We start from the raw sequence: 18,303 nt of genomic DNA, 5'->3' as shown, positions 1-18,303 counted from the left end.
GGGTATTATCTGGCGAGTACACCTTTGTTAGGCATCACTGGAAGATCAACAGTATTGTCTTGCATAATAGAATTACGCGGAATTTCATACCGCTTATCATACATTTTATCTTCCCTAAAAAAGGTAATTGTAAAGAAGTTATCTAGCACAAAAACACTTTCATCAATAAACTCAATTTTTGCAAATCCTTTTGCGGGAACAATTTTAATTGTCTTACGCATAGGCGAGGTCATTTTCTTTTCATTATAACCCTGAGCAACAATAAGCACTGTCTCAATAGGGGTACTACCATCGTTAATCATATAAATATTCCAATCATGCACATTATAATCATCGTTAAATTCATATACTGCGGCGATGTAAACATCTTTCACCTCTGGAATTTCAATATCTTTTCTCATAACACTAACAACTGCTTTGGAAATATGATAAAATTAAAGTGATTGTATTAGTAAGTACTCTTAAATTGCTCTAAGAAACGTACATCATTTTCACTCATCATTCTAATATCTGGAATCTGATTTAATAACATTGCAATACGATCTATACCCATCCCAAAAGCGAAGCCGCTATAAATCTCTGGGTCGATACCACAATTTTTTAATACATTAGGGTCAACCATACCACAGCCCATGATTTCTAACCAGCCTGTACCTTTGGTTATTTTATGGTCTATTTCAGTTTCTAACCCCCAATATACATCTACTTCTGCACTAGGTTCGGTAAATGGAAAATATGATGGACGCAGGCGTATTTTTGATTTGCCAAACATTTCAGTAGTAAAATACTGTAGTGTTTGCTTTAAATCTGCAAAACTCACTCCTTTATCAACGTATAATCCTTCTACTTGATGGAAAAAGCAATGTGCTCTTGCGCTAATAGCTTCATTACGATACACACGTCCTGGCGAAATTGTACGTATAGGTGGTTGGTTATTTTCCATGTACCGTACTTGGACAGACGAGGTGTGCGTGCGCAATAAAACATCTGGGTCTGTTTGAATAAAAAACGTATCCTGCATATCACGTGCTGGGTGATATTCTGGTAAATTTAATGCTGTAAAATTATGCCAGTCATCTTCAATTTCTGGACCTTCACTCACATTAAAACCTATGTTTGAAAATACCTCAGTAATCTTATTTTTTACAATTGAAATAGGGTGACGAGAACCCAACTCAATAGATGCCCCTGGGCGCGATAAATCTCCATAAACACCTTTACTTTCTTCTTTGTTTTCAAGGGTATCTTTTAAAATATCTACCTTTTCCTGCGCAGCGTTCTTTAGTGTATTAACTACTTGACCAAACTCTTTTTTCTGGTCATTTGCAACATTTTTAAATTCGCTAAAAAACTCTTTTAAAAGTCCTTTACTTCCTAAATATTTGATTCGGAAATCTTCAACTTCTTCTTTTGTCGCTGCGGTAAAAGCTTCAACTTGTGCAATATGTTCTTTAATCTTGTCTATCATGGTACGGCTACGCTCACTATGAGTGACGCAGTATTTTAGTTGAGGTGGCAAAATTACAGAAACTCAGTAACATCTGCCCACTTTAAAATTTAGAATTTCTCTTCTGAAATATTAGTCAATCACTTTTTTCTCTAAAAAATAATTTACAATTGCATCTTTCATCAATATGCTTTGTTCTCCTGCTTTTAATGATGGCAGTTGCTCAAGTATTTTGTAATGAGGCCAACCCGCATCGTCAAAATATTCAAATTCGTAATATCCAAAAGGCTCTAGCAACCTGCAAATAGCAATATGCATTAAATTGAGCTTTTCATCCTTTTTAAACTTTTTATGAAGTTGTCCTAATTCCTGCACACCAACTAAATAAATAATTGCATCTAGGTCCAGTTTGTCACCGTCAGCAAATTTATTGCTCAAAGTAGTGACTACTGCCTCCCAACGCTGCTTTAATTGTTCATCTCTTGCCATGGCGCAAAGTTAGCAAACTTTAATAGCACGTGGAAACTTTAGCAGTGTTAACAAAACACGATTATTGTATATTTACAGCTCAACCTTAGACTTTCAGCATGAGTATAATAGATATTATTCTAGGAATTATTTTAATCTACGCTTTTTACAGAGGGCTATCGCAAGGGCTTTTCTCCACCTTGGCATCTTTATTAGGATTAATTCTGGGTGTTTATGGGGCAATGTATTTTTCGGGATATGCGGCTGATTATTTAGCTAATAATGTAGACTGGAATGAACAAACAATTCAGTTAGCTGCTTTTGCTATTACATTTCTTGTTATTCTAGTTGCAATAAGTATAGCAGGAAAGCTTTTAACAAAAGTCGCAGATTTTGCTGCTTTAGGTTTTTTAAACAAGCTTTTAGGTGGATTGTTTAATGCTATAAAGTTTGCATTTATAATTTCGGTGTTGTTTATGTTTATAAATGCATCGACGGCAGCAAGTGGGTTTGTTATTTCAGAAGAGAAAAAAGCAGATTCTATTTTATATGAGCCTGTTGCTTCAATCGCACCTCTTATGCTTCCACATATTTTAAAGGAAGTGGAGACCTATAAAGAGGAAAATGAAGAGGATGAAGACGAGCCAATTGAGACAACTCCTACAATTGAAGAAGAGACTGCAAATTAAATAACGATTGTAAAATTGTAGTCACATTTCCGAAGCGAAAAAAAAGTTTATTTTAAAAAAATGTTAAACATTTAATTTATAATAGTATTACTATTATATTTGCCTTCGTAAAATGAAAAACCTACAAGTAAATATCACAATTGATCCAGCACTTTACACCAAGAACCCAGAGTCTTCTGAGCTTGGACGTAAGATTGTGTCTCATAGTATTTTAATGATGGACACGTTAGGTTTTGAAAGCTTTACTTTTAAAAAACTTGGTACAGCAATAGGCTCTAATGAAAGTTCGGTATATCGTTACTTTGAAAGCAAGCATGCACTTTTAGTTTATTTAACCAGCTGGTACTGGAGCTGGATTGAATATAAATTAGTTTTTTCAACATTAAATGTGCCTTCATCTACAGAAAAACTGAGAAAAGCAATAGCACTTATAACTAATAAGGTAGAAGAGGACAATTCGTTTTCATACATCAATGAAATCCTTTTAAATAAAATTATTATCGCTGAATCCTCAAAGGCATATCATACTAAAGATGTTGATCAAGAAAATGAGAAGGGATATTACAAAACATACAAAAGAGTGGTGCAGCGTATAAGTGATATGGTCATTGAGGTAAATCCTACGTTTGCTTTTCCTCATATGCTTATATCTACAGTTATAGAAGGAGCACACCACCAGCGCTATTTTAGTCAACATTTACCAGCGCTTACAGATGCTGAAGATGACAAAAATACTATAGTCAATTTTTATACAGACTTAGTTTTAAAAACCATTGCAATATGAAAGGATTAAGCTTTCTTAAAAAATTTGCGATGCATTATATAGTGCTGCTTTTTGTAACTGCTTTAATTGGACAGCCGGTATTGAATGGTTTTATTTTAGCGAATAATACCACAGGAGTATCTGTTAATACAGTTCTTGAAGAAGAAAATAACGAGGAGGATTCTGATGAAGAAACAGCCGAAGACTCTATTGATTTTCATTTACCTAAGCTGCAATATTTAATACTAGCAACTTCATTTATCGAGAAGTTAAAAATCCCTGTACTTAAAGAACATTCATTAGTTCTTGACACTTTTATTCCACCCCCAGAAGTGGTATAAACGTATTTCTCATTCTCTAACAATACACACTCCCTTCATGGTTATGTGTTTTGTTACTCCCAAATCAAATTAATAAAACAATCGACAGACGCAATATAATGCGCTGTATTACAATATATTATATTCTAAAAATGAATAATTCAAATCCATTTAAAAATTTAAAGAGTGATATTCCAGCGAGTATCGTTGTATTTTTTGTTGCTCTTCCTCTTTGCTTAGGTATTGCACTTGCAAGTGGCGCTCCATTGTTTTCTGGCTTAATTGCTGGAATAATAGGAGGTATTGTTGTTGGGTCACTTAGTGGCTCACCCTTAGGAGTTAGTGGTCCCGCTGCTGGATTAGCAGCAATAGTTTTAACTGCCATTGGAACATTAGGAGGTTTTGAAAACTTTCTGTTAGCCGTTGTTCTTGGAGGTGCCATTCAATTAGTTTTTGGTCTTTTAAAAGCTGGTATTATAGGGTATTATTTTCCATCATCTGTTATTAAAGGAATGCTAACAGGAATAGGTATTATTATTATTTTAAAACAAATTCCACACTTTTTTGGTTATGATGCCAACCCAGAAGGTGACTTTGCTTTTTTTCAAATAGACGGTGAAAATACGTTTTCCGAAATTTTTAAAACCATAGATTTTATTAGTCCTGGAGCCACTATTGCAGCAATCATTGGACTTTTAATTTTAATTTTATGGGACAAAGTATTATCTAAAAAAGGCAAACTTTTTACACTTATACAAGGACCACTTGTTGCTGTAGCCATAGGTATAATCTATTTTATGGTAACACAAGGTAATGAAGCATGGGGCATATCTAGCGAACATCTGGTTAGCGTACCTATTCCAGATAGTATTGATTCTTTTTTAGGGCAATTTAGCTTTCCTAATTTTAGCGAAATTGGCAACCCTCAAATATGGATAACGGCATTTACAATTGCACTTGTAGCAAGTCTTGAAACGTTATTATGTGTTGAAGCAACAGATAAACTAGACCCTCGGAAAAGAGTAACACCCACAAACAGAGAGCTATTAGCACAAGGAACTGGAAATATGCTTTCTGGAATGATAGGAGGACTTCCTATTACACAAGTAATTGTTAGAAGTTCTGCTAATATACAATCTGGTGGTAAATCTAAAATGGCAGCGATTATACACGGATTTTTCTTGTTGATTTCGGTAATTTTAATCCCTACCATATTAAACATGATCCCATTATCTGTTTTAGCTGCAATTCTTTTAATAGTAGGTTATAAGTTAGCAAAACCATCTTTATTTAAACAAATGTATAAATTGGGATGGAAGCAATTTGTACCGTTTATTGTTACTGTTTTAGGAATAGTTTTCACAGATTTATTGATTGGAATAGGCCTAGGTCTTGCCGTAGGAGTTGTAGTAATCTTGATTAAAAGTTTCCAAAATTCGCACTTCTTGCATATCGAAGATAACAGCAACGGAGTTCATAAAATAAAAATGACCCTTGCCGAAGAAGTAACCTTCTTTAACAAAGGTGCCATACTTAAAGAGCTAGATAGCTTGCCAAGTAATTCGTTTTTAGAACTAGATGTAAGAAAAACAAGATTTTTAGATAATGATATTGTTGAGATTCTTGAAGATTTTTCAGAAAAAGCACGTAATAGAAATATTGATATTCAGCTCATTTCAGAAAGGGGAATCGTTCAAAATCCAGAAAGTTTTATCAAATTTTTTAAATTACGACCAAAAACAGCATAATTGAAGAAGTTTAGCACTTCTTTGACACATTTAAATAATCAAATTAAATATTTTAGTAATAATTATAAAAACAGAATATGAAAGCACATACAAAAGAAACACAATTAAAAATGACCCCTGCATCTTCATTACAAGAACTTAAAGATGGAAATAAGAGGTTTGTAAATAACAAACAAGTAGATAGAGACTTAAGTGAGCAGGTAGTACAAACGAGTACAGGACAATATCCATTTGCTACCGTTTTACATTGCATTGACTCAAGAGTATCTGCAGAGCTGGTTTTTGATCAAGGAATAGGAGACCTTTTTAGTATTCGTATTGCAGGTAATTTTGTAAACGAAGATATACTAGGGAGCATGGAGTTTGCATGTAAACTAGCAGGAACAAAAGTACTTGTAGTGCTTGGCCATACAGCCTGTGGTGCAGTAAAGGGAGCTTGTGACCACGCGCGTTTAGGAAACTTAACCGCTTTAATTAATAAAATTGAACCTGCAGTAGAGGCAGTGAAAGAACCTACAGATGAAAGCCTACGTAACTCAAAAAATATAGACTTTGTAAACACTGTAGCAGAGAAAAATGTACACATGACCATTGAAGATATTCGTTCAAAAAGTTCTGTTTTAAAAGAAATGGAAGACAATGGCGAAATTAAAATTGTAGGTGGAATGTATGATATTGCTAACGGTAAAGTAACTTTCTACTAGTATAAGTACTTTATTATAACATCTAAAAGCGGTTACATATTAAGTGTAACCGCTTTTTTTGATTACGCTTTCGCGGAAATTTTAGCTTGATTACTATTGATTGTTTACTTTTAAAGGGATAAAAATCAAAGTATTTACGGGATAAAAACTACATAATGTAATTTATAATGAGTTATGTGCAAGCGGAAAGAAACATCGAGATTAAATGAATGAACAGTTTATAGAAGAAAAAACATTTAAAAAAAAGGACTTTTCGGAAAATGGACTTGAAAAAGGCGAATATGAATTATGTACTTTTTTAAATTGTAATTTCTCGAATTCTGATTTGTCGAAAATTAGGTTTATAGACTGCGAATTTTATGACTGTAATTTAAGTTCAGCTCATATTTTACAAACAGGATTTCAAAATGTACTTTTTAAAGATTGTAAAATGTTAGGTTTACAATTCTATAAATGTAACGACTTTGGATTTTTAATAAAAGTTGACAAATGCCAATTAAATCATTCGTCATTTTTTAAACGGAAACTTTCAAAATTTTCATTTCAGAAAACCAAACTTCAAGAAGTTGATTTTACGGAGTGTGATTTGAGTTTATCCGTTTTTGATGATTGTGACTTACAAAATGCAATATTCAAAAACACAAACTTGCAAAATACTGATTTTAGAAGTTCTTACAATTTTTCAATTGACCCAGAAAATAATCAAATTAAAGGAGCTAAATTTACTTTAGAAACGGTAGTTGGACTTTTAACAAAATATAATATCAAAATAGAACCCGGCTTTTAGAATACAATCGAGAATAGTGCTAATTACTGAAAATATAGAAACGGACAATTTGAACTCTGATAAAGTAATGCCAGCACATAACAACGTATAAAATTAATTGCTAGTACGAGCCTACTTACGAAAATCCTCGCGGATTTTCTATTCGGTTTGTATTTGCTAAATTAGTTGCTTAAAATACGCAACTAATCTTATACAAAACCGTTGCCAGCAATTAGAAAAAAAAATTCCGAATTCAATAACTTAACGCTACAAATCATAACTTTAGATTAATATTGTTGTCTAAAAGCAGATGGACTAACACCTATGTGTTTTTTAAAAAACCTTGAGAAACTACTAATTGAATCAAAACCTAATATAAAAGCCAATTCTTTAGTTGTTATTTTACTTCTAACAAGTCTTCGTTTAGCTTCAGTTATTTGCCTTTGTTGTATAATCTGTTTTGCTGTTAGATTCAATTTTTCTTTTAAAATTTGATTTAATCGCTTTAAACTAATCCCTATTTCATTTGCATAAAAACTAGCATTTGTATTATCTAAAAAATGAGTTTCCATTAATTCTAAAAACTGAAAGACTCTTTTTTGACTTAAATCTTGTTCTAAAAAGCCACTATTTTGATATCTAATTAAATGCAATAGCAAAACTTTCAATAAAGTTTTGAGCATTATGTGAGACATACCACCACTATAAAATTCATTTTCAAGTAGTTGAACTATTTTTTTTATCTGTACTATTTTTAATGTTTCCTTAATTTCAAATTGTGGATACTTATTAAAAAGTGAAAAGACATCTAATGCATATTCAATATCATCTTCATCTATAAGTTCGCGTTCAAAATTTAATAAAATGCCTTTATTAATTGTAAATACATCCTTATTAAAAACTTCATTTAATGGTTTAAAATGAAGTTTTAGATTGCTTTCTGATTTAAATTCAAAATAAATACCCATTGAATTTTCTGAAAATAAAACGGTGTTACTTTCAAAGTTTTCAGTGATTTGAATTTTTTTATTTAAGGACTTTTTGTTCATTTACTTTTAAGGCTACCTCAAAAGTAAGAAGAATTTGTTTGATTAAATTTTATTTAATTCTCTATGAAACATAACATAAATAATTCCTGCAATTACTAAAGCCAAGCCTGATGATATAGTATAGATTATGGTATAATTATTTGATAGGTATTCGATAAATGTTGAGAGAAATTGTCCTCCAAAAACCCCCATAGAAAACAAACCTAAATTTTTACCTTGATTTTGTATTGTACTTGCTTCAAGCATCATGTGGTTTAATAATGGTATTGTAAATCCAAACCCTATACCTATAAAAATAGTTGTTAGCATTAAAAAGAGCAAACTCCCAGCTATTGCTAAAACTAAATAACCCAGCATAAAAAATAAAAACCCGATAGCTACAGTTTTTCCATCTCCAAAAAATTTAACCATTTTTGGCATCTGGCTAGCAGTGATAATAGCGATTACAGAAATAAATGCCATTAGATAACCTGTTTGAGATTCGGTAAAAGCAAAAGTTTTTGGCAAGTATAATGGTAATGTAACAAAACCAACAAAAAACAACATCATTGCTAAAAGAGAAGCTATAAAAATGAGTCTTACTTTTGTGTTTTTAGTATTTGTTGGTTGCGCATCGCTTTTTTCTATTGACTTTGTTTTAGATTTTGGTAATGACAGTGCTATAAAAATTAAACACAGTAAAGCCAAAAGATAAATATAAAAAGGGAATTGCCAGTTTATTTCTCCCAAAAGACCACCAATAGCTAAAAATACAACGCCGCCTAATTCTATAGACATGCCTTGCCAAGCAATCATTTTCATTCTTGCTTCACCTGTAAAAAAATCTGCTATATAAGCTGTTACAGATACTTGTATTGCTACTGTTGCTGCACCAAGTAAAATTCTATCAATAATTAATATAAAATCATTAGTGATAAATGCGCCAACAAAACCTAGAATAGCATAAGGTATAAGACCTAAACATAGCAAATTAATAGTGCCTAATTTGTTAAGTAATCTTCCTATTATAGGTGCAAAAAGAACTACACCTAAAGAAGGTAAGGTAATTAACCAACTAGGTGAAAACCCTAAACTTTTATTTTCTACAATTTCTGATAATGAAGGTGCAATAACTGTCCCAACCATTATGGTTAAACTGCTAACAAAAAGTAGGGTAAAAATTCCGAAGTTTGATATTTTATTCATACTGCAAAATTCAAACTAATTTTAATTAATGTGTTTACCTATTTTCTAATATACTTTGCAAAAATGGAAATTGATTAAAATTTATTACCAACAAAGAATTGAGGTATAGAGAGAACCAAACTTAAAAAGTATTGAATCCATTGCTAGTATTAGTCTATTTACGAAATTAGTTACTTACATACGCTACGTATCACATACAAAACCGTAATTTTGACCCATCCCAAAAAAGGCTAGATAGTTTTTAAAATCATAAAAAAATGATAATAGATTTAACACATACACTAAAAAATAAAATTACTGTTTACCCAAATACACTTGAACCTATTTTTGAACAAGGCAATACAATAGAAAAAGATGGGTTTGCAGAAATCAATATGACAATGTGTACGCATACTGGAACACATATTGATGCACCTGCACATATAATTCCAAACACATAATCACTTGACCAATTTGGTGTGGAAAAATTTATTGGACCGGCAATAGTAATTGATTGTTCTGAAATAAAAGAAATCAGTTTAGACTTTCTTAAAATGAAAGAGGATGAGATTAAAAATGTAGATTTTGTGCTTTTCTATTCAGGATGGCAACACAAATGGAATACGGAAAGATACTTTGACGAATTTCCAACTTTAACAACTGAGGCTGTTGAATGGTTAGCAAAATTGAATTTAAAGGCACTAGGTTTTGATTCTATATCTGTAGATAAAATGACTGCCGAATTACTTCCTAATCATAAAGTTCTTCTAAAAAAGGAAATTTTAATAATTGAAAATATGACTAATTTGGATAAGTTAATTTCTAAAAAGTTTGAATTAAATTGTATTCCTCTAAAAATCGAAAAATCAGATGGTTCGCCAGTTAGAGCGTTTGCAAGAGTAGAAATATAAAAGCACGAACGCACAACAAAGAGCTGAGATAAAGAACAGTCTTAATTCTCTCTTTTGTTCTTTCTGATTAATCATTAAATCTAAGTATTTTAATATAAATCAAACTGAAGAAACATATACTCAATATGGAAGTTGTCGCTTAATCAAAAGTTTAAGCATATTTGTAAGTTGCCGTTATAAAAAATCATGTCAAATAAAAGATTGTATTTAGAACATTAAAAATTATATTTGCAGTATAAAATGAAAAGACTAAACAATATATTACGCCTTCCATATTTCAGCACTTATTATTATAAAATAATATCTGCTCGAAATAGCTATGCGTATACTTCAAATAATATTTGATAATTATAAATTATAACATAACTAAAAAGCCCGAGCATTTTGCTCGGGCTTTTTTTTATTTAAAAAATTATGGAAACAATAAAGAAATTAAAAGAAAATGTAGAAATTATTCTTCCAGAAAATGGATTGGAAGACAAATTAAAACAAGCTAAAAAAAACAATCGAAAACTAATTATAAAACTAGGTTTCGATCCAACAGCTCCAGATTTACATTTAGGACATGCAGTGGTATTAAAAAAATTAAGGGAATTTCAAGATTTAGGACATCAAGTTATTATTTTAGTTGGAGATTTTACAGCACGAATTGGTGACCCAACAGGAAAAAACAAAAGTAGAAAACCATTATCTGTTGATGCTGTAAAGCACAATTCAGAAACTTATATTAATCAATTATCTAAAATTATAGACGTTGATAAAGTTAAAATAGTATTTAACTCTACATGGTTAGACAAACTTTCTTTTACAGAAGTCATTCAAATTTTATCTAATGTCACTGTTGCACAACTTATGCACAGAAACGATTTTAATAAACGATTTACAGAAAACACACCAATTGCAATGCATGAATTAGTGTACCCAATTCTTCAAGGTTTTGACTCTGTAGAAATTAAAGCAGATATTGAAATGGGAGGAACAGACCAGCTTTTCAATTGTACTATGGGTAGAAAATTACAAGAAACTTTTAAAATGAATCCCCAAATTGTCATGTGTATGCCGTTATTAAAAGGACTTGACGGAAAAGAAAAAATGAGTAAATCACTAAACAATATCATTGGATTAACAGATGAAGCTAAAGATATGTTTGGAAAAACAATGTCTATTCCAGATCATTTAATTGAAGAGTTTTTACACCTAACAACAGATTTTTCTTTAAACGAAAAACAAAACATAAATAACAGATTAGCAAATGGTGAAAACCCAATGGAAATAAAAAAAATAATTGCTAAAAACATTATTACACAATACCATAACGCTACTAAAGCTCAAGAAGCAGAAGAGCATTTTGTAAAACAATTTCAAAACAAAAAATTTGAAGATAAAGAATTCATGCCTGTGCTAATAAAGACTATCCAACATGTAAATAAAACTATTAAGTTAATAGATTTATGTGTTCAATTAAAAAGTGAATTATCTAAATCTGCAATTAGAAGGCTAATTGAAAGTGGAGCCATTCAAATTAATTTGAAAAAAAATAAGGACATCAATAGTAACATTAAATTACATTCTGGCATTAAAATAAAAATTGGCAAAAGAGATTTTTATGAATTAGTAGAATAGTAAACATATAGAAAAAAGTATACAACTATCCGCAATTTGCATACGTCTAAAGAATGATCCTGCTATAATTTTGCTCTATTAATAATTAAAATAGAAATAATATGAGCAAAACAATATTAATTACAGGAGCATCATCTGGTATAGGAAAAGAAACTGCTAAAAAATTTCAAGCTAAAGGCTGGAATGTTATTGCAACGATGCGTACACCCGAAAACGAAACAGAATTAAATAAACTGGACAATGTATTAGTTAATACATTAGATGTGCAAAATTTAGAGACTATTAACGCAGCAATAGAGGAAGGTGTTTCTAAATTCGGAAAAATAGATGTTGTATTAAATAATGCTGGCTATGGGATAATGGGGACTTTTGAATCTGCTACAAGAGAAAGTGTAACAAGACAATTTGATGTAAATGTACTTGGGCTTTTTGATGTTACAAGAGCTAGGTTACCACATTTTAGAAAAAATAAAAATGGAATGTTTATTAATATTTCTTCAGTAGGAGGAAAAATGACATTTCCATTAATGCCTCTTTACCATGCAACAAAATTTGCCGTTGAAGGTTTTTCAGAATCACTTCATTATGAAATGAAAGCTATTGGTGTAAAATTAATAGAACCTGGAACTGTAAACACAGATTTTGGTGGACGCTCTTTAGATTTACAACATGATAAAGAACTTAAAGAATACAATAAGTTTTTTAAAGGCACTATGAAATCTTTTGAAGACTTAATGGATCCTGATAGCATGAGTTCTCCAGAACAAATTGCAGACGTCATTTTTACAGCTGCAACAGATAATTCAAACACATTAAGATATAGAGCTGGAGCTGATGCTGAACAACTATTAACTGCTAGAAAAAACATGTCTGATGGTGAGTTTGTAAGTATGATGGAATCTCAGCTTAACTTACAATAATAAATATTTAGCTTACTTTATAGTTATTAGGGTAAGCTAAATGTTACTTTATAAATTGACGAAAAACAGAAAAAATAATAACATAACCTGTTTTTTAAAATGATCAAAAATATTTTAAAACGAATAATGATTACAACTCTTATTTTAATTGGTTTTCTGGTAATAACCTACCTTGCATTCACCAATTTCTATCCTAGCTTTGGTGGAGATATTTCAAAAGAACAAATGATTGTTTACGAAAGTTCTAAACAGTTTAAAAATGGAAAATTTAGTAACACAAATCCTGTTCCTAAAAATTTAAGTTTTTCTGAAACTATGAAACTTGCATATACTTTTTTCACCACAAAAGTACCTAATGGAAGACCTAAAGCAAACTTAATTTCGGCAAAAATAGATTCTACAAACATTGCAAATTATAATGGCGAAGCGCGAATGATATGGTTTGGCCATTCTTCTTTTTTATTACAAATTGATAGCAAAACTATATTGCTGGACCCTATGTTTGGCAAAGTTGCAGCACCTTTAGATATTCTTGGAGGTAATCGTTTTAATGCTGAGTTGCCCTTAGAAATTGCAAAACTTCCTAAAATTGATGCTGTTATTTTTTCGCATGATCATTACGATCATTTAGACTATAAAACCATCTTAAAATTAAAAGATAAAACTAATCATTTTTACGTACCTCTTGGGGTTGGCACACATTTAAAATCTTGGAAAATTCCGTCGAGCAAAATAACCGAATTAGATTGGTGGCAAGACGTAAAATTGGATAATTTAAACCTAGTTTGTACTCCTGCTCAACATTTTTCTGGCAGAAAATTAAATAACGGACAGAGTACTTTATGGAGTTCTTGGGTCATTCAAACTAAAACCGAAAACATTTATTTTAGTGGAGATAGTGGTTATGCTGCTCATTTTAAAGAAATAGGCGAAAAATATGGTCCTTTTGATTTAGCTTTAATGGAATGCGGACAATACAACGAGCAATGGTCTGATATACATATGATGCCAGAAGAAACTGCACAAGCAGGAATAGATGTGCAAGCAAAAAAAATAATGCCCATACATTGGGCAGGATTTAAATTAGCTTTACATGAATGGACAGATCCCATTGAACGCGTTATCAAAAAAGCAAAAAAATTAAATATTGACGTAATTACACCAACAATAGGTCAAGAAATAGTAGCCAAGGATTCAACTAACACTTACATAAATTGGTGGAAAAACCTTTAATCTTATTTTTAGTACAATGAAAGAAATAGTTAAGTTAAACAACATTTCAGAAGTCCATGATTATTTTGGTTTAGAAAAGCCCAAACATCCTTTAATTTCTATACTTCGTGTGTCTAATGCTTTAAAAGATATTGAAGTTGAAAATTTTAAATATGCATTAAACTTATACCAAATTGGTTTAAAAGATAATTGCCAATTTACAATTACAAATTACGGTAGAAACTCTTATGATTACCAAGAAGGTTCTATTGTCTTTACAGCTCCAAATCAAGTATTGGAATTTGAAAGACAAAATGTAAACAGAGAGGATACTGGTTGGAGCATTGTATTTCATCAAGACTTAATTAGAAAATCAGAATTAGGAAAAAAAATAGATAAATTTTCCTTTTTTGAATATGCCTCTAACGAAGCTCTTCATCTTTCAGATCAAGAACGACAAACAATCACTGAAATTTCAGAAAAAATAGAAAAAGAATTTAGTAGTAATATCGATGCACATAGTCAGACTTTAATTATTTCTAATTTAGAATTGTTATTAAACTATTGTGTACGTTTCTATGATAGGCAGTTTTATACTAGAACAAACCTAAATCAAGATATAGCAAGCCAATTTGAGCAATTACTAAAAAGTTATTACATAGAAAACAGACAATTAGATCTCGGCATTCCTTCTGTTAAATACTGTGGAGAAGCGCTTAATATGTCTCCCAAATATTTAAGCGATTTATTAAAAAAAGAAACTGGTCAAAGTACGCAAGATCACATCCATAAATATATAATTGATAAAGCTAAAATTAGATTGTTAAACTCTACAAAAAGCGCTAGCGAAATTGCTTACGATTTAGGTTTTGGCTATCCACAGCACTTTAGCAAATTATTTAAAAAGAAAACTACTATGAGTCCTAATACATTTAGGCAAAGTTTAAATTAAAATACTACATTTTACCAAATGCTATTTGTAATCCTAGCAAAATAAATATACATCCACTAAACCTATTAATCCACAATCCAACATTTGGGTTACTTTTTATTTTCTCAGAAAACGTACTTGCAAATAAGGTTAAAATTAAATACCAAATTACACCTATTAAAGCATAAGTAATACCTAGTAAAATAAAAGGAATAGGATCTTCTAATTTTGAATGTGTAATAAATTTCGGAAATAAAGCTAAAAAGAATAATGCAACTTTAGGATTTAATGAGTTTGTAAAAAATCCTGACCAAAAATCGTTTTTAGCCGTTTTTTTTAGATTGTTTTCATCATTTACTTCTAATAATCCTGAAGTATTAACAAGCTTCATAACACCTAAATAGACTATAAAAGCTGCACCAATATATTTTACCAACGTAAAGGCAATTGCAGATTTTGCAATAATAACCGTTAAACCTAACGCAGAAAAAAACGTATGCGTCAAAACCCCCACATTTAATCCTATTGCTGCATTAATTCCAGATTTGCGTCCTTGACCAATAGATTTATTTAATATAAATATGGTATCCATTCCTGGAGTCATTATAAAAAATAAAGCGGTAATCGCAAAGGTTATAAAGTTTTCAACGCCTAGCATGTTTTAATTTATTTAAAAGTGAAACAAAATATTAGGCAAAGAAACCATTAGGGCATATATTTAAAAATACATATTTTTGACTCAGTAATGCAAAAAATGCATTTATTATGACTACCCAGCAAATAAAATATTTTTTGGTATTAGCAGAAGAACTTCATTTTTGGAACACAGCCGAAAAGGTTTTCATCTCACAATCGTCATTAACCAGACAAATACAAGCATTGGAGGATGAATTAGGTTTTTCTCTTTTCGAAAGAAATAAAAGAAACGTAAAGCTAACGAATGCTGGAAAATTTTTACAAAAACATTGGACTAAAACTATAAACGAACTAGATCAAATTTATAGACAAGCAAAAAAAATAGATCAAGGTGATGCAGGACATGTTTCTATATCATATCCTGGTTCTATCACATTTAGTGTGCTCCCTAGCTTTTTAGAAATTATAAAAAACAATCTGCCAGATCTTAAATTAGAATTAGCCGAACTTACAGACGAAAACCACCAAAAACTACTACTTGATTACAATACAGATATAGCCTTTAGTCGCGATAGCATTCAGCATGCCAATATTCAATCACTAAAACTCTCAACCGAACCTATTTGCATTGCGGTTCCCAATAATCATTGGTTAGACAAAAAATCAATTAGTAATATTGAAAAACTTAAACACGAAAACTTTATTATATCAGGATTACATCAAACCACGTTCTTTTCGTCTTTGTTGAGAAAACTATTTAATCAATTGGGTTTTGAACCTAGAATTAGTATCGAATCAGATTTTGGTGGTATGATTTTAAATCTCGTATCTAAAGGCCTTGGAATTTCCATTCTACCTCATTCATTTAAACATTCCAAGTTTGATAATGTGCGCTTTATCGATCTAAAACAAACCATAGATTTGTACATGCATTGGCGAAAAAATGAACACAATAAGACTATTACTAAAGTTGTTGCATGTAGTAAGTTAATTAAAAAAAGTAAGGCATAATTAACCCTGTTGCCCAAATGGTAATTGGTTTTATAAAGGCTTCGGAAATTTTAGTTTGATTAAAATTGATTGCTTATATTTAAGAGAGTATATAACATTAACGTATACAGAATAATAATAAAAGACTTATTATTATTTGTAAAACATACAAAACCAAACTATAATTGAAAATAGTACTTAATAAAATAGTCGCCTTTATTGCTATAATTTTTGTGTTTGAATCGTGTTCAGTATTAGATCAAAATTTGAAAGTTTACAGTGAGCCTAATTCATCAAAAATCTACACTTCTGATATAAAAAACTTCTACAAAGCTTTTGATTTAGCTATAAATGACACTATTAATGCTAAAAATATTTTTAAAAAAGAATATTTCTCGAAAGGAACGAAAGGCCTTAAGGATTTTTATAAAACTAAAATTAAAGACCTAGATAAGTTCACAAAATTTGTAATTAAACACAAAGAGTTTTACAAAACTATTAGAAATAACATTACAAATATTGATGACTTAAAAGAGAGGATTTATTTAAATTTTAAATCTTTTAAAAATATATATCCAAATGCAGTTTTCCCCGATGTTTATTTTGTTATTGGAAAATTCAATTCAAATGGAACAATTTCAAAACGAGGTTTGTTAATCGGGACAGAAATTCTCTGTCGAACTAAAGATACAAATACAGAAAAATGGAATAAGAATATTTTAAGAGTTAGTATGTTGAGAAAGCATATTCCTATTACAGTATGTCACGAATTAGTCCATTTTAATCAATCAAATATGGAAGATGAGAGCAATACTTTACTTGCAAAAAGCATGAGAGAAGGTTCAGCAGAATTCATAGCTGAAATAATAAGTGGTGAAACTGATGGAAATTATTCTAAATTTAAAGGTAAAGAAATTGAAATATGGAATGATTTTAAAAACGATAAAAATAAAAGCATTTGGAATACTTGGAGTTCTTGGAGCAAAGGGAATAACAATAGACCTAAAAATGCAGGGTATTGGACAGGATATATAATTTGCAAAGCATATTACGATAAAACAAAAGACAAGAAAAAAACTGTTTCAAATATTTTAAACGTTCAGAATTATAACTCTTTTTATATTAAAAGTGATGTAGAAAAATACGTGCAAATTAAATATAGAAGGTAAAATACCCTTTTAATCTTATCGAGATATTAAAATAATAGTGTACGAGCTTAATACACTATAACAAATGCAGGTGTCTAATTATATAAAACACATATAAATGAATTGGATATTATTAATTATTGCAGGACTATTTGAAGTAGCTTTTGCAGCCTGTTTGGGAAAAGCTAAGGAATCAACAGGTGTTGAAACTACATATTGGTATGTTGCATTCTTGATTTGTTTAGGTATAAGTATGTTTCTACTTGTCAAAGCCACACAGCAATTACCCATAGGGACTGCCTATGCCGTTTGGACAGGTATTGGTGCTATAGGAACAGTATTGATTGGAATTCTAGTTTTTAGAGAACCTGCGACATTTTGGCGACTATTTTTCATCATGACATTAATTGCATCAGTTATTGGGCTTAAAGTAGTATCGCATTAATTGCACTTTTTTAAATTAAGAGAGCAACTAATTAACTGGGTTAATTTAGATGAACAAATGGAAATCAATAATACTTCAATTAATTACGAATGGAATAATTTAATTAACATTACAAGAAATAATGGTAGTATAAAAAAAGTGATAATGCTGGTGTTTCAAAAAATTTTTTGGGGTTACCAAAAAGCACCACTAATAAAAGTAATTTAGACGTATATAATTCTATTTATTATGCATTATTATCAAACTAAAGTTAATTGGTTTGAACCTACTATTAAAAGGAATCGATTTTGTTCTTAAATTAATTGAAAAAGAAATAAAATAAGCCGAATAACTGAAAAATTAAATCAAATAAAAGGCCGAACTGATAAC

19 protein-coding genes and 1 pseudogene are annotated in these 18,303 nt (G+C 30.5%); 14 read left to right on the top strand and 6 right to left on the bottom strand.

Translation table 11 applies throughout. The annotated features are described in order from the left end of the window. Window positions 1-5: 5 nt before the first annotated feature. From GB234_RS02590 to GB234_RS02580, 3 genes are all read right to left on the bottom strand, one after another. Entirely contained in the window at window positions 6-401 is a 396-nt protein-coding gene (locus GB234_RS02590) for a hypothetical protein (RefSeq protein ID WP_151892955.1), read from the bottom strand. Between the two features lie 47 nt (window positions 402-448). Then, a complete protein-coding gene (gene pheS, locus GB234_RS02585; protein WP_151892954.1) occupies window positions 449-1,468 on the bottom strand; it encodes a phenylalanine--tRNA ligase subunit alpha in 1,020 nt (339 codons plus the stop codon). Between the two features lie 111 nt (window positions 1,469-1,579). After that, complete coding sequence (locus GB234_RS02580; RefSeq protein WP_151892953.1) at window positions 1,580-1,936, bottom strand: hypothetical protein; 357 nt, start codon at window positions 1,934-1,936, stop codon at window positions 1,580-1,582. A 98-nt stretch (window positions 1,937-2,034) separates the two neighbouring features. On the opposite strand from GB234_RS02580, the gene GB234_RS02575 reads away from it, so the two are divergent. The 6 genes from GB234_RS02575 (at window position 2,035) to GB234_RS02550 (ending at window position 6,926) form a co-directional block, all read left to right on the top strand. Continuing rightward, window positions 2,035-2,604 carry a CvpA family protein gene (locus GB234_RS02575; RefSeq protein WP_151892952.1) on the top strand — a complete coding sequence of 190 codons (570 nt, stop codon included), beginning with the start codon at window positions 2,035-2,037 and terminating at the stop codon, window positions 2,602-2,604. A gap of 112 nt (window positions 2,605-2,716) precedes the next feature. After that, the gene (locus tag GB234_RS02570) at window positions 2,717-3,388 is read left to right on the top strand and encodes a TetR/AcrR family transcriptional regulator (RefSeq protein ID WP_151892951.1); all 672 of its coding nucleotides are present in this window, start codon (window positions 2,717-2,719) and stop codon (window positions 3,386-3,388) included. Further along, window positions 3,385-3,708: a hypothetical protein gene (locus tag GB234_RS02565; RefSeq protein ID WP_151892950.1), complete on the top strand. Its 324-nt coding sequence runs from the start codon at window positions 3,385-3,387 to the stop codon at window positions 3,706-3,708. The genes GB234_RS02570 and GB234_RS02565 overlap by 4 nt, the downstream gene beginning before the upstream one ends. Before the next feature lie 131 nt (window positions 3,709-3,839). Further along, window positions 3,840-5,435, top strand: a complete 1,596-nt coding sequence (locus GB234_RS02560) for a SulP family inorganic anion transporter (protein ID WP_151892949.1) — start codon at window positions 3,840-3,842, stop codon at window positions 5,433-5,435. Window positions 5,436-5,512: 77 nt separating this feature from the next. Next, window positions 5,513-6,139 (top strand): carbonic anhydrase family protein, encoded by a 627-nt coding sequence (locus GB234_RS02555; RefSeq protein WP_151892948.1) that lies wholly within the window; start codon window positions 5,513-5,515, stop codon window positions 6,137-6,139. 205 nt (window positions 6,140-6,344) lie between these two features. Beyond that, window positions 6,345-6,926 carry a pentapeptide repeat-containing protein gene (locus GB234_RS02550; RefSeq protein ID WP_151892947.1) on the top strand — a complete coding sequence of 194 codons (582 nt, stop codon included), beginning with the start codon at window positions 6,345-6,347 and terminating at the stop codon, window positions 6,924-6,926. A gap of 266 nt (window positions 6,927-7,192) precedes the next feature. Here GB234_RS02550 and GB234_RS02545 read toward each other — a convergent pair whose 3' ends face one another. Together GB234_RS02545 and GB234_RS02540 are read right to left on the bottom strand one after the other, a co-directional pair. Then, window positions 7,193-7,954 carry a helix-turn-helix domain-containing protein gene (locus GB234_RS02545; RefSeq protein WP_151892946.1) on the bottom strand — a complete coding sequence of 254 codons (762 nt, stop codon included), beginning with the start codon at window positions 7,952-7,954 and terminating at the stop codon, window positions 7,193-7,195. A 42-nt stretch (window positions 7,955-7,996) separates the two neighbouring features. Then, a complete protein-coding gene (locus tag GB234_RS02540; RefSeq protein ID WP_151892945.1) occupies window positions 7,997-9,139 on the bottom strand; it encodes an MFS transporter in 1,143 nt (380 codons plus the stop codon). Window positions 9,140-9,396: 257 nt separating this feature from the next. Here GB234_RS02540 and GB234_RS02530 point away from each other — a divergent pair. From GB234_RS02530 to GB234_RS02510, 5 genes and pseudogenes are all read left to right on the top strand, one after another. Next, window positions 9,397-10,029: pseudogene (locus GB234_RS02530) on the top strand (cyclase family protein). Window positions 10,030-10,443: 414 nt separating this feature from the next. Continuing rightward, the gene (gene tyrS, locus GB234_RS02525; RefSeq protein ID WP_151892942.1) at window positions 10,444-11,652 is read left to right on the top strand and encodes a tyrosine--tRNA ligase; all 1,209 of its coding nucleotides are present in this window, start codon (window positions 10,444-10,446) and stop codon (window positions 11,650-11,652) included. 101 nt (window positions 11,653-11,753) lie between these two features. Then, window positions 11,754-12,572, top strand: a complete 819-nt coding sequence (locus tag GB234_RS02520) for an SDR family oxidoreductase (protein ID WP_151892941.1) — start codon at window positions 11,754-11,756, stop codon at window positions 12,570-12,572. A 126-nt stretch (window positions 12,573-12,698) separates the two neighbouring features. Continuing rightward, entirely contained in the window at window positions 12,699-13,805 is a 1,107-nt protein-coding gene (locus tag GB234_RS02515) for an MBL fold metallo-hydrolase (protein ID WP_151892940.1), read from the top strand. Window positions 13,806-13,821: 16 nt separating this feature from the next. Beyond that, window positions 13,822-14,736, top strand: a complete 915-nt coding sequence (locus GB234_RS02510; RefSeq protein ID WP_151892939.1) for a helix-turn-helix domain-containing protein — start codon at window positions 13,822-13,824, stop codon at window positions 14,734-14,736. Between the two features lie 4 nt (window positions 14,737-14,740). Here GB234_RS02510 and GB234_RS02505 read toward each other — a convergent pair whose 3' ends face one another. Beyond that, the gene (locus GB234_RS02505) at window positions 14,741-15,373 is read right to left on the bottom strand and encodes a LysE family translocator (RefSeq protein WP_151892938.1); all 633 of its coding nucleotides are present in this window, start codon (window positions 15,371-15,373) and stop codon (window positions 14,741-14,743) included. A gap of 107 nt (window positions 15,374-15,480) precedes the next feature. On the opposite strand from GB234_RS02505, the gene GB234_RS02500 reads away from it, so the two are divergent. The 3 genes from GB234_RS02500 to GB234_RS02490 all read left to right on the top strand — a co-directional run bounded on the left by GB234_RS02500 (window position 15,481) and on the right by GB234_RS02490 (window position 17,934). Beyond that, entirely contained in the window at window positions 15,481-16,362 is an 882-nt protein-coding gene (locus tag GB234_RS02500; protein ID WP_151892937.1) for a LysR substrate-binding domain-containing protein, read from the top strand. 164 nt (window positions 16,363-16,526) lie between these two features. Further along, entirely contained in the window at window positions 16,527-17,510 is a 984-nt protein-coding gene (locus GB234_RS02495; RefSeq protein WP_151892936.1) for a gliding motility protein GldB-related protein, read from the top strand. Window positions 17,511-17,607: 97 nt separating this feature from the next. Then, window positions 17,608-17,934: a DMT family transporter gene (locus GB234_RS02490; protein WP_151892935.1), complete on the top strand. Its 327-nt coding sequence runs from the start codon at window positions 17,608-17,610 to the stop codon at window positions 17,932-17,934. Window positions 17,935-18,303 lie beyond the last annotated feature (369 nt).

The organism is Patiriisocius marinistellae (genome assembly GCF_009014635.1).
Classification (GTDB): Bacteria; Bacteroidota; Bacteroidia; order Flavobacteriales; family Flavobacteriaceae; genus Patiriisocius; species Patiriisocius marinistellae.
The sequence above is the reverse complement of the archived record's forward strand: the minus strand, read 5'-3'. Positions and strand labels throughout refer to the sequence as shown.

Excerpts from the sequence above, each read along its gene's own strand:
- GB234_RS02590 (WP_151892955.1), bottom strand. The coding sequence starts at position 401 with ATGAGAAAAGATATTGAAATTCCAGAGGTGAAAGATGTTTACATCGCC.
- pheS (WP_151892954.1), bottom strand. The coding sequence starts at position 1,468 with ATGATAGACAAGATTAAAGAACATATTGCACAAGTTGAAGCTTTTACC.
- GB234_RS02580 (WP_151892953.1), bottom strand. The coding sequence starts at position 1,936 with ATGGCAAGAGATGAACAATTAAAGCAGCGTTGGGAGGCAGTAGTCACT.
- GB234_RS02575 (WP_151892952.1), top strand. The coding sequence starts at position 2,035 with ATGAGTATAATAGATATTATTCTAGGAATTATTTTAATCTACGCTTTT.
- GB234_RS02570 (WP_151892951.1), top strand. The coding sequence starts at position 2,717 with ATGAAAAACCTACAAGTAAATATCACAATTGATCCAGCACTTTACACC.
- GB234_RS02565 (WP_151892950.1), top strand. The coding sequence starts at position 3,385 with ATGAAAGGATTAAGCTTTCTTAAAAAATTTGCGATGCATTATATAGTG.
- GB234_RS02560 (WP_151892949.1), top strand. The coding sequence starts at position 3,840 with ATGAATAATTCAAATCCATTTAAAAATTTAAAGAGTGATATTCCAGCG.
- GB234_RS02555 (WP_151892948.1), top strand. The coding sequence starts at position 5,513 with ATGAAAGCACATACAAAAGAAACACAATTAAAAATGACCCCTGCATCT.
- GB234_RS02550 (WP_151892947.1), top strand. The coding sequence starts at position 6,345 with ATGAATGAACAGTTTATAGAAGAAAAAACATTTAAAAAAAAGGACTTT.
- GB234_RS02545 (WP_151892946.1), bottom strand. The coding sequence starts at position 7,954 with ATGAACAAAAAGTCCTTAAATAAAAAAATTCAAATCACTGAAAACTTT.
- GB234_RS02540 (WP_151892945.1), bottom strand. The coding sequence starts at position 9,139 with ATGAATAAAATATCAAACTTCGGAATTTTTACCCTACTTTTTGTTAGC.
- tyrS (WP_151892942.1), top strand. The coding sequence starts at position 10,444 with ATGGAAACAATAAAGAAATTAAAAGAAAATGTAGAAATTATTCTTCCA.
- GB234_RS02520 (WP_151892941.1), top strand. The coding sequence starts at position 11,754 with ATGAGCAAAACAATATTAATTACAGGAGCATCATCTGGTATAGGAAAA.
- GB234_RS02515 (WP_151892940.1), top strand. The coding sequence starts at position 12,699 with ATGATTACAACTCTTATTTTAATTGGTTTTCTGGTAATAACCTACCTT.
- GB234_RS02510 (WP_151892939.1), top strand. The coding sequence starts at position 13,822 with ATGAAAGAAATAGTTAAGTTAAACAACATTTCAGAAGTCCATGATTAT.
- GB234_RS02505 (WP_151892938.1), bottom strand. The coding sequence starts at position 15,373 with ATGCTAGGCGTTGAAAACTTTATAACCTTTGCGATTACCGCTTTATTT.
- GB234_RS02500 (WP_151892937.1), top strand. The coding sequence starts at position 15,481 with ATGACTACCCAGCAAATAAAATATTTTTTGGTATTAGCAGAAGAACTT.
- GB234_RS02490 (WP_151892935.1), top strand. The coding sequence starts at position 17,608 with ATGAATTGGATATTATTAATTATTGCAGGACTATTTGAAGTAGCTTTT.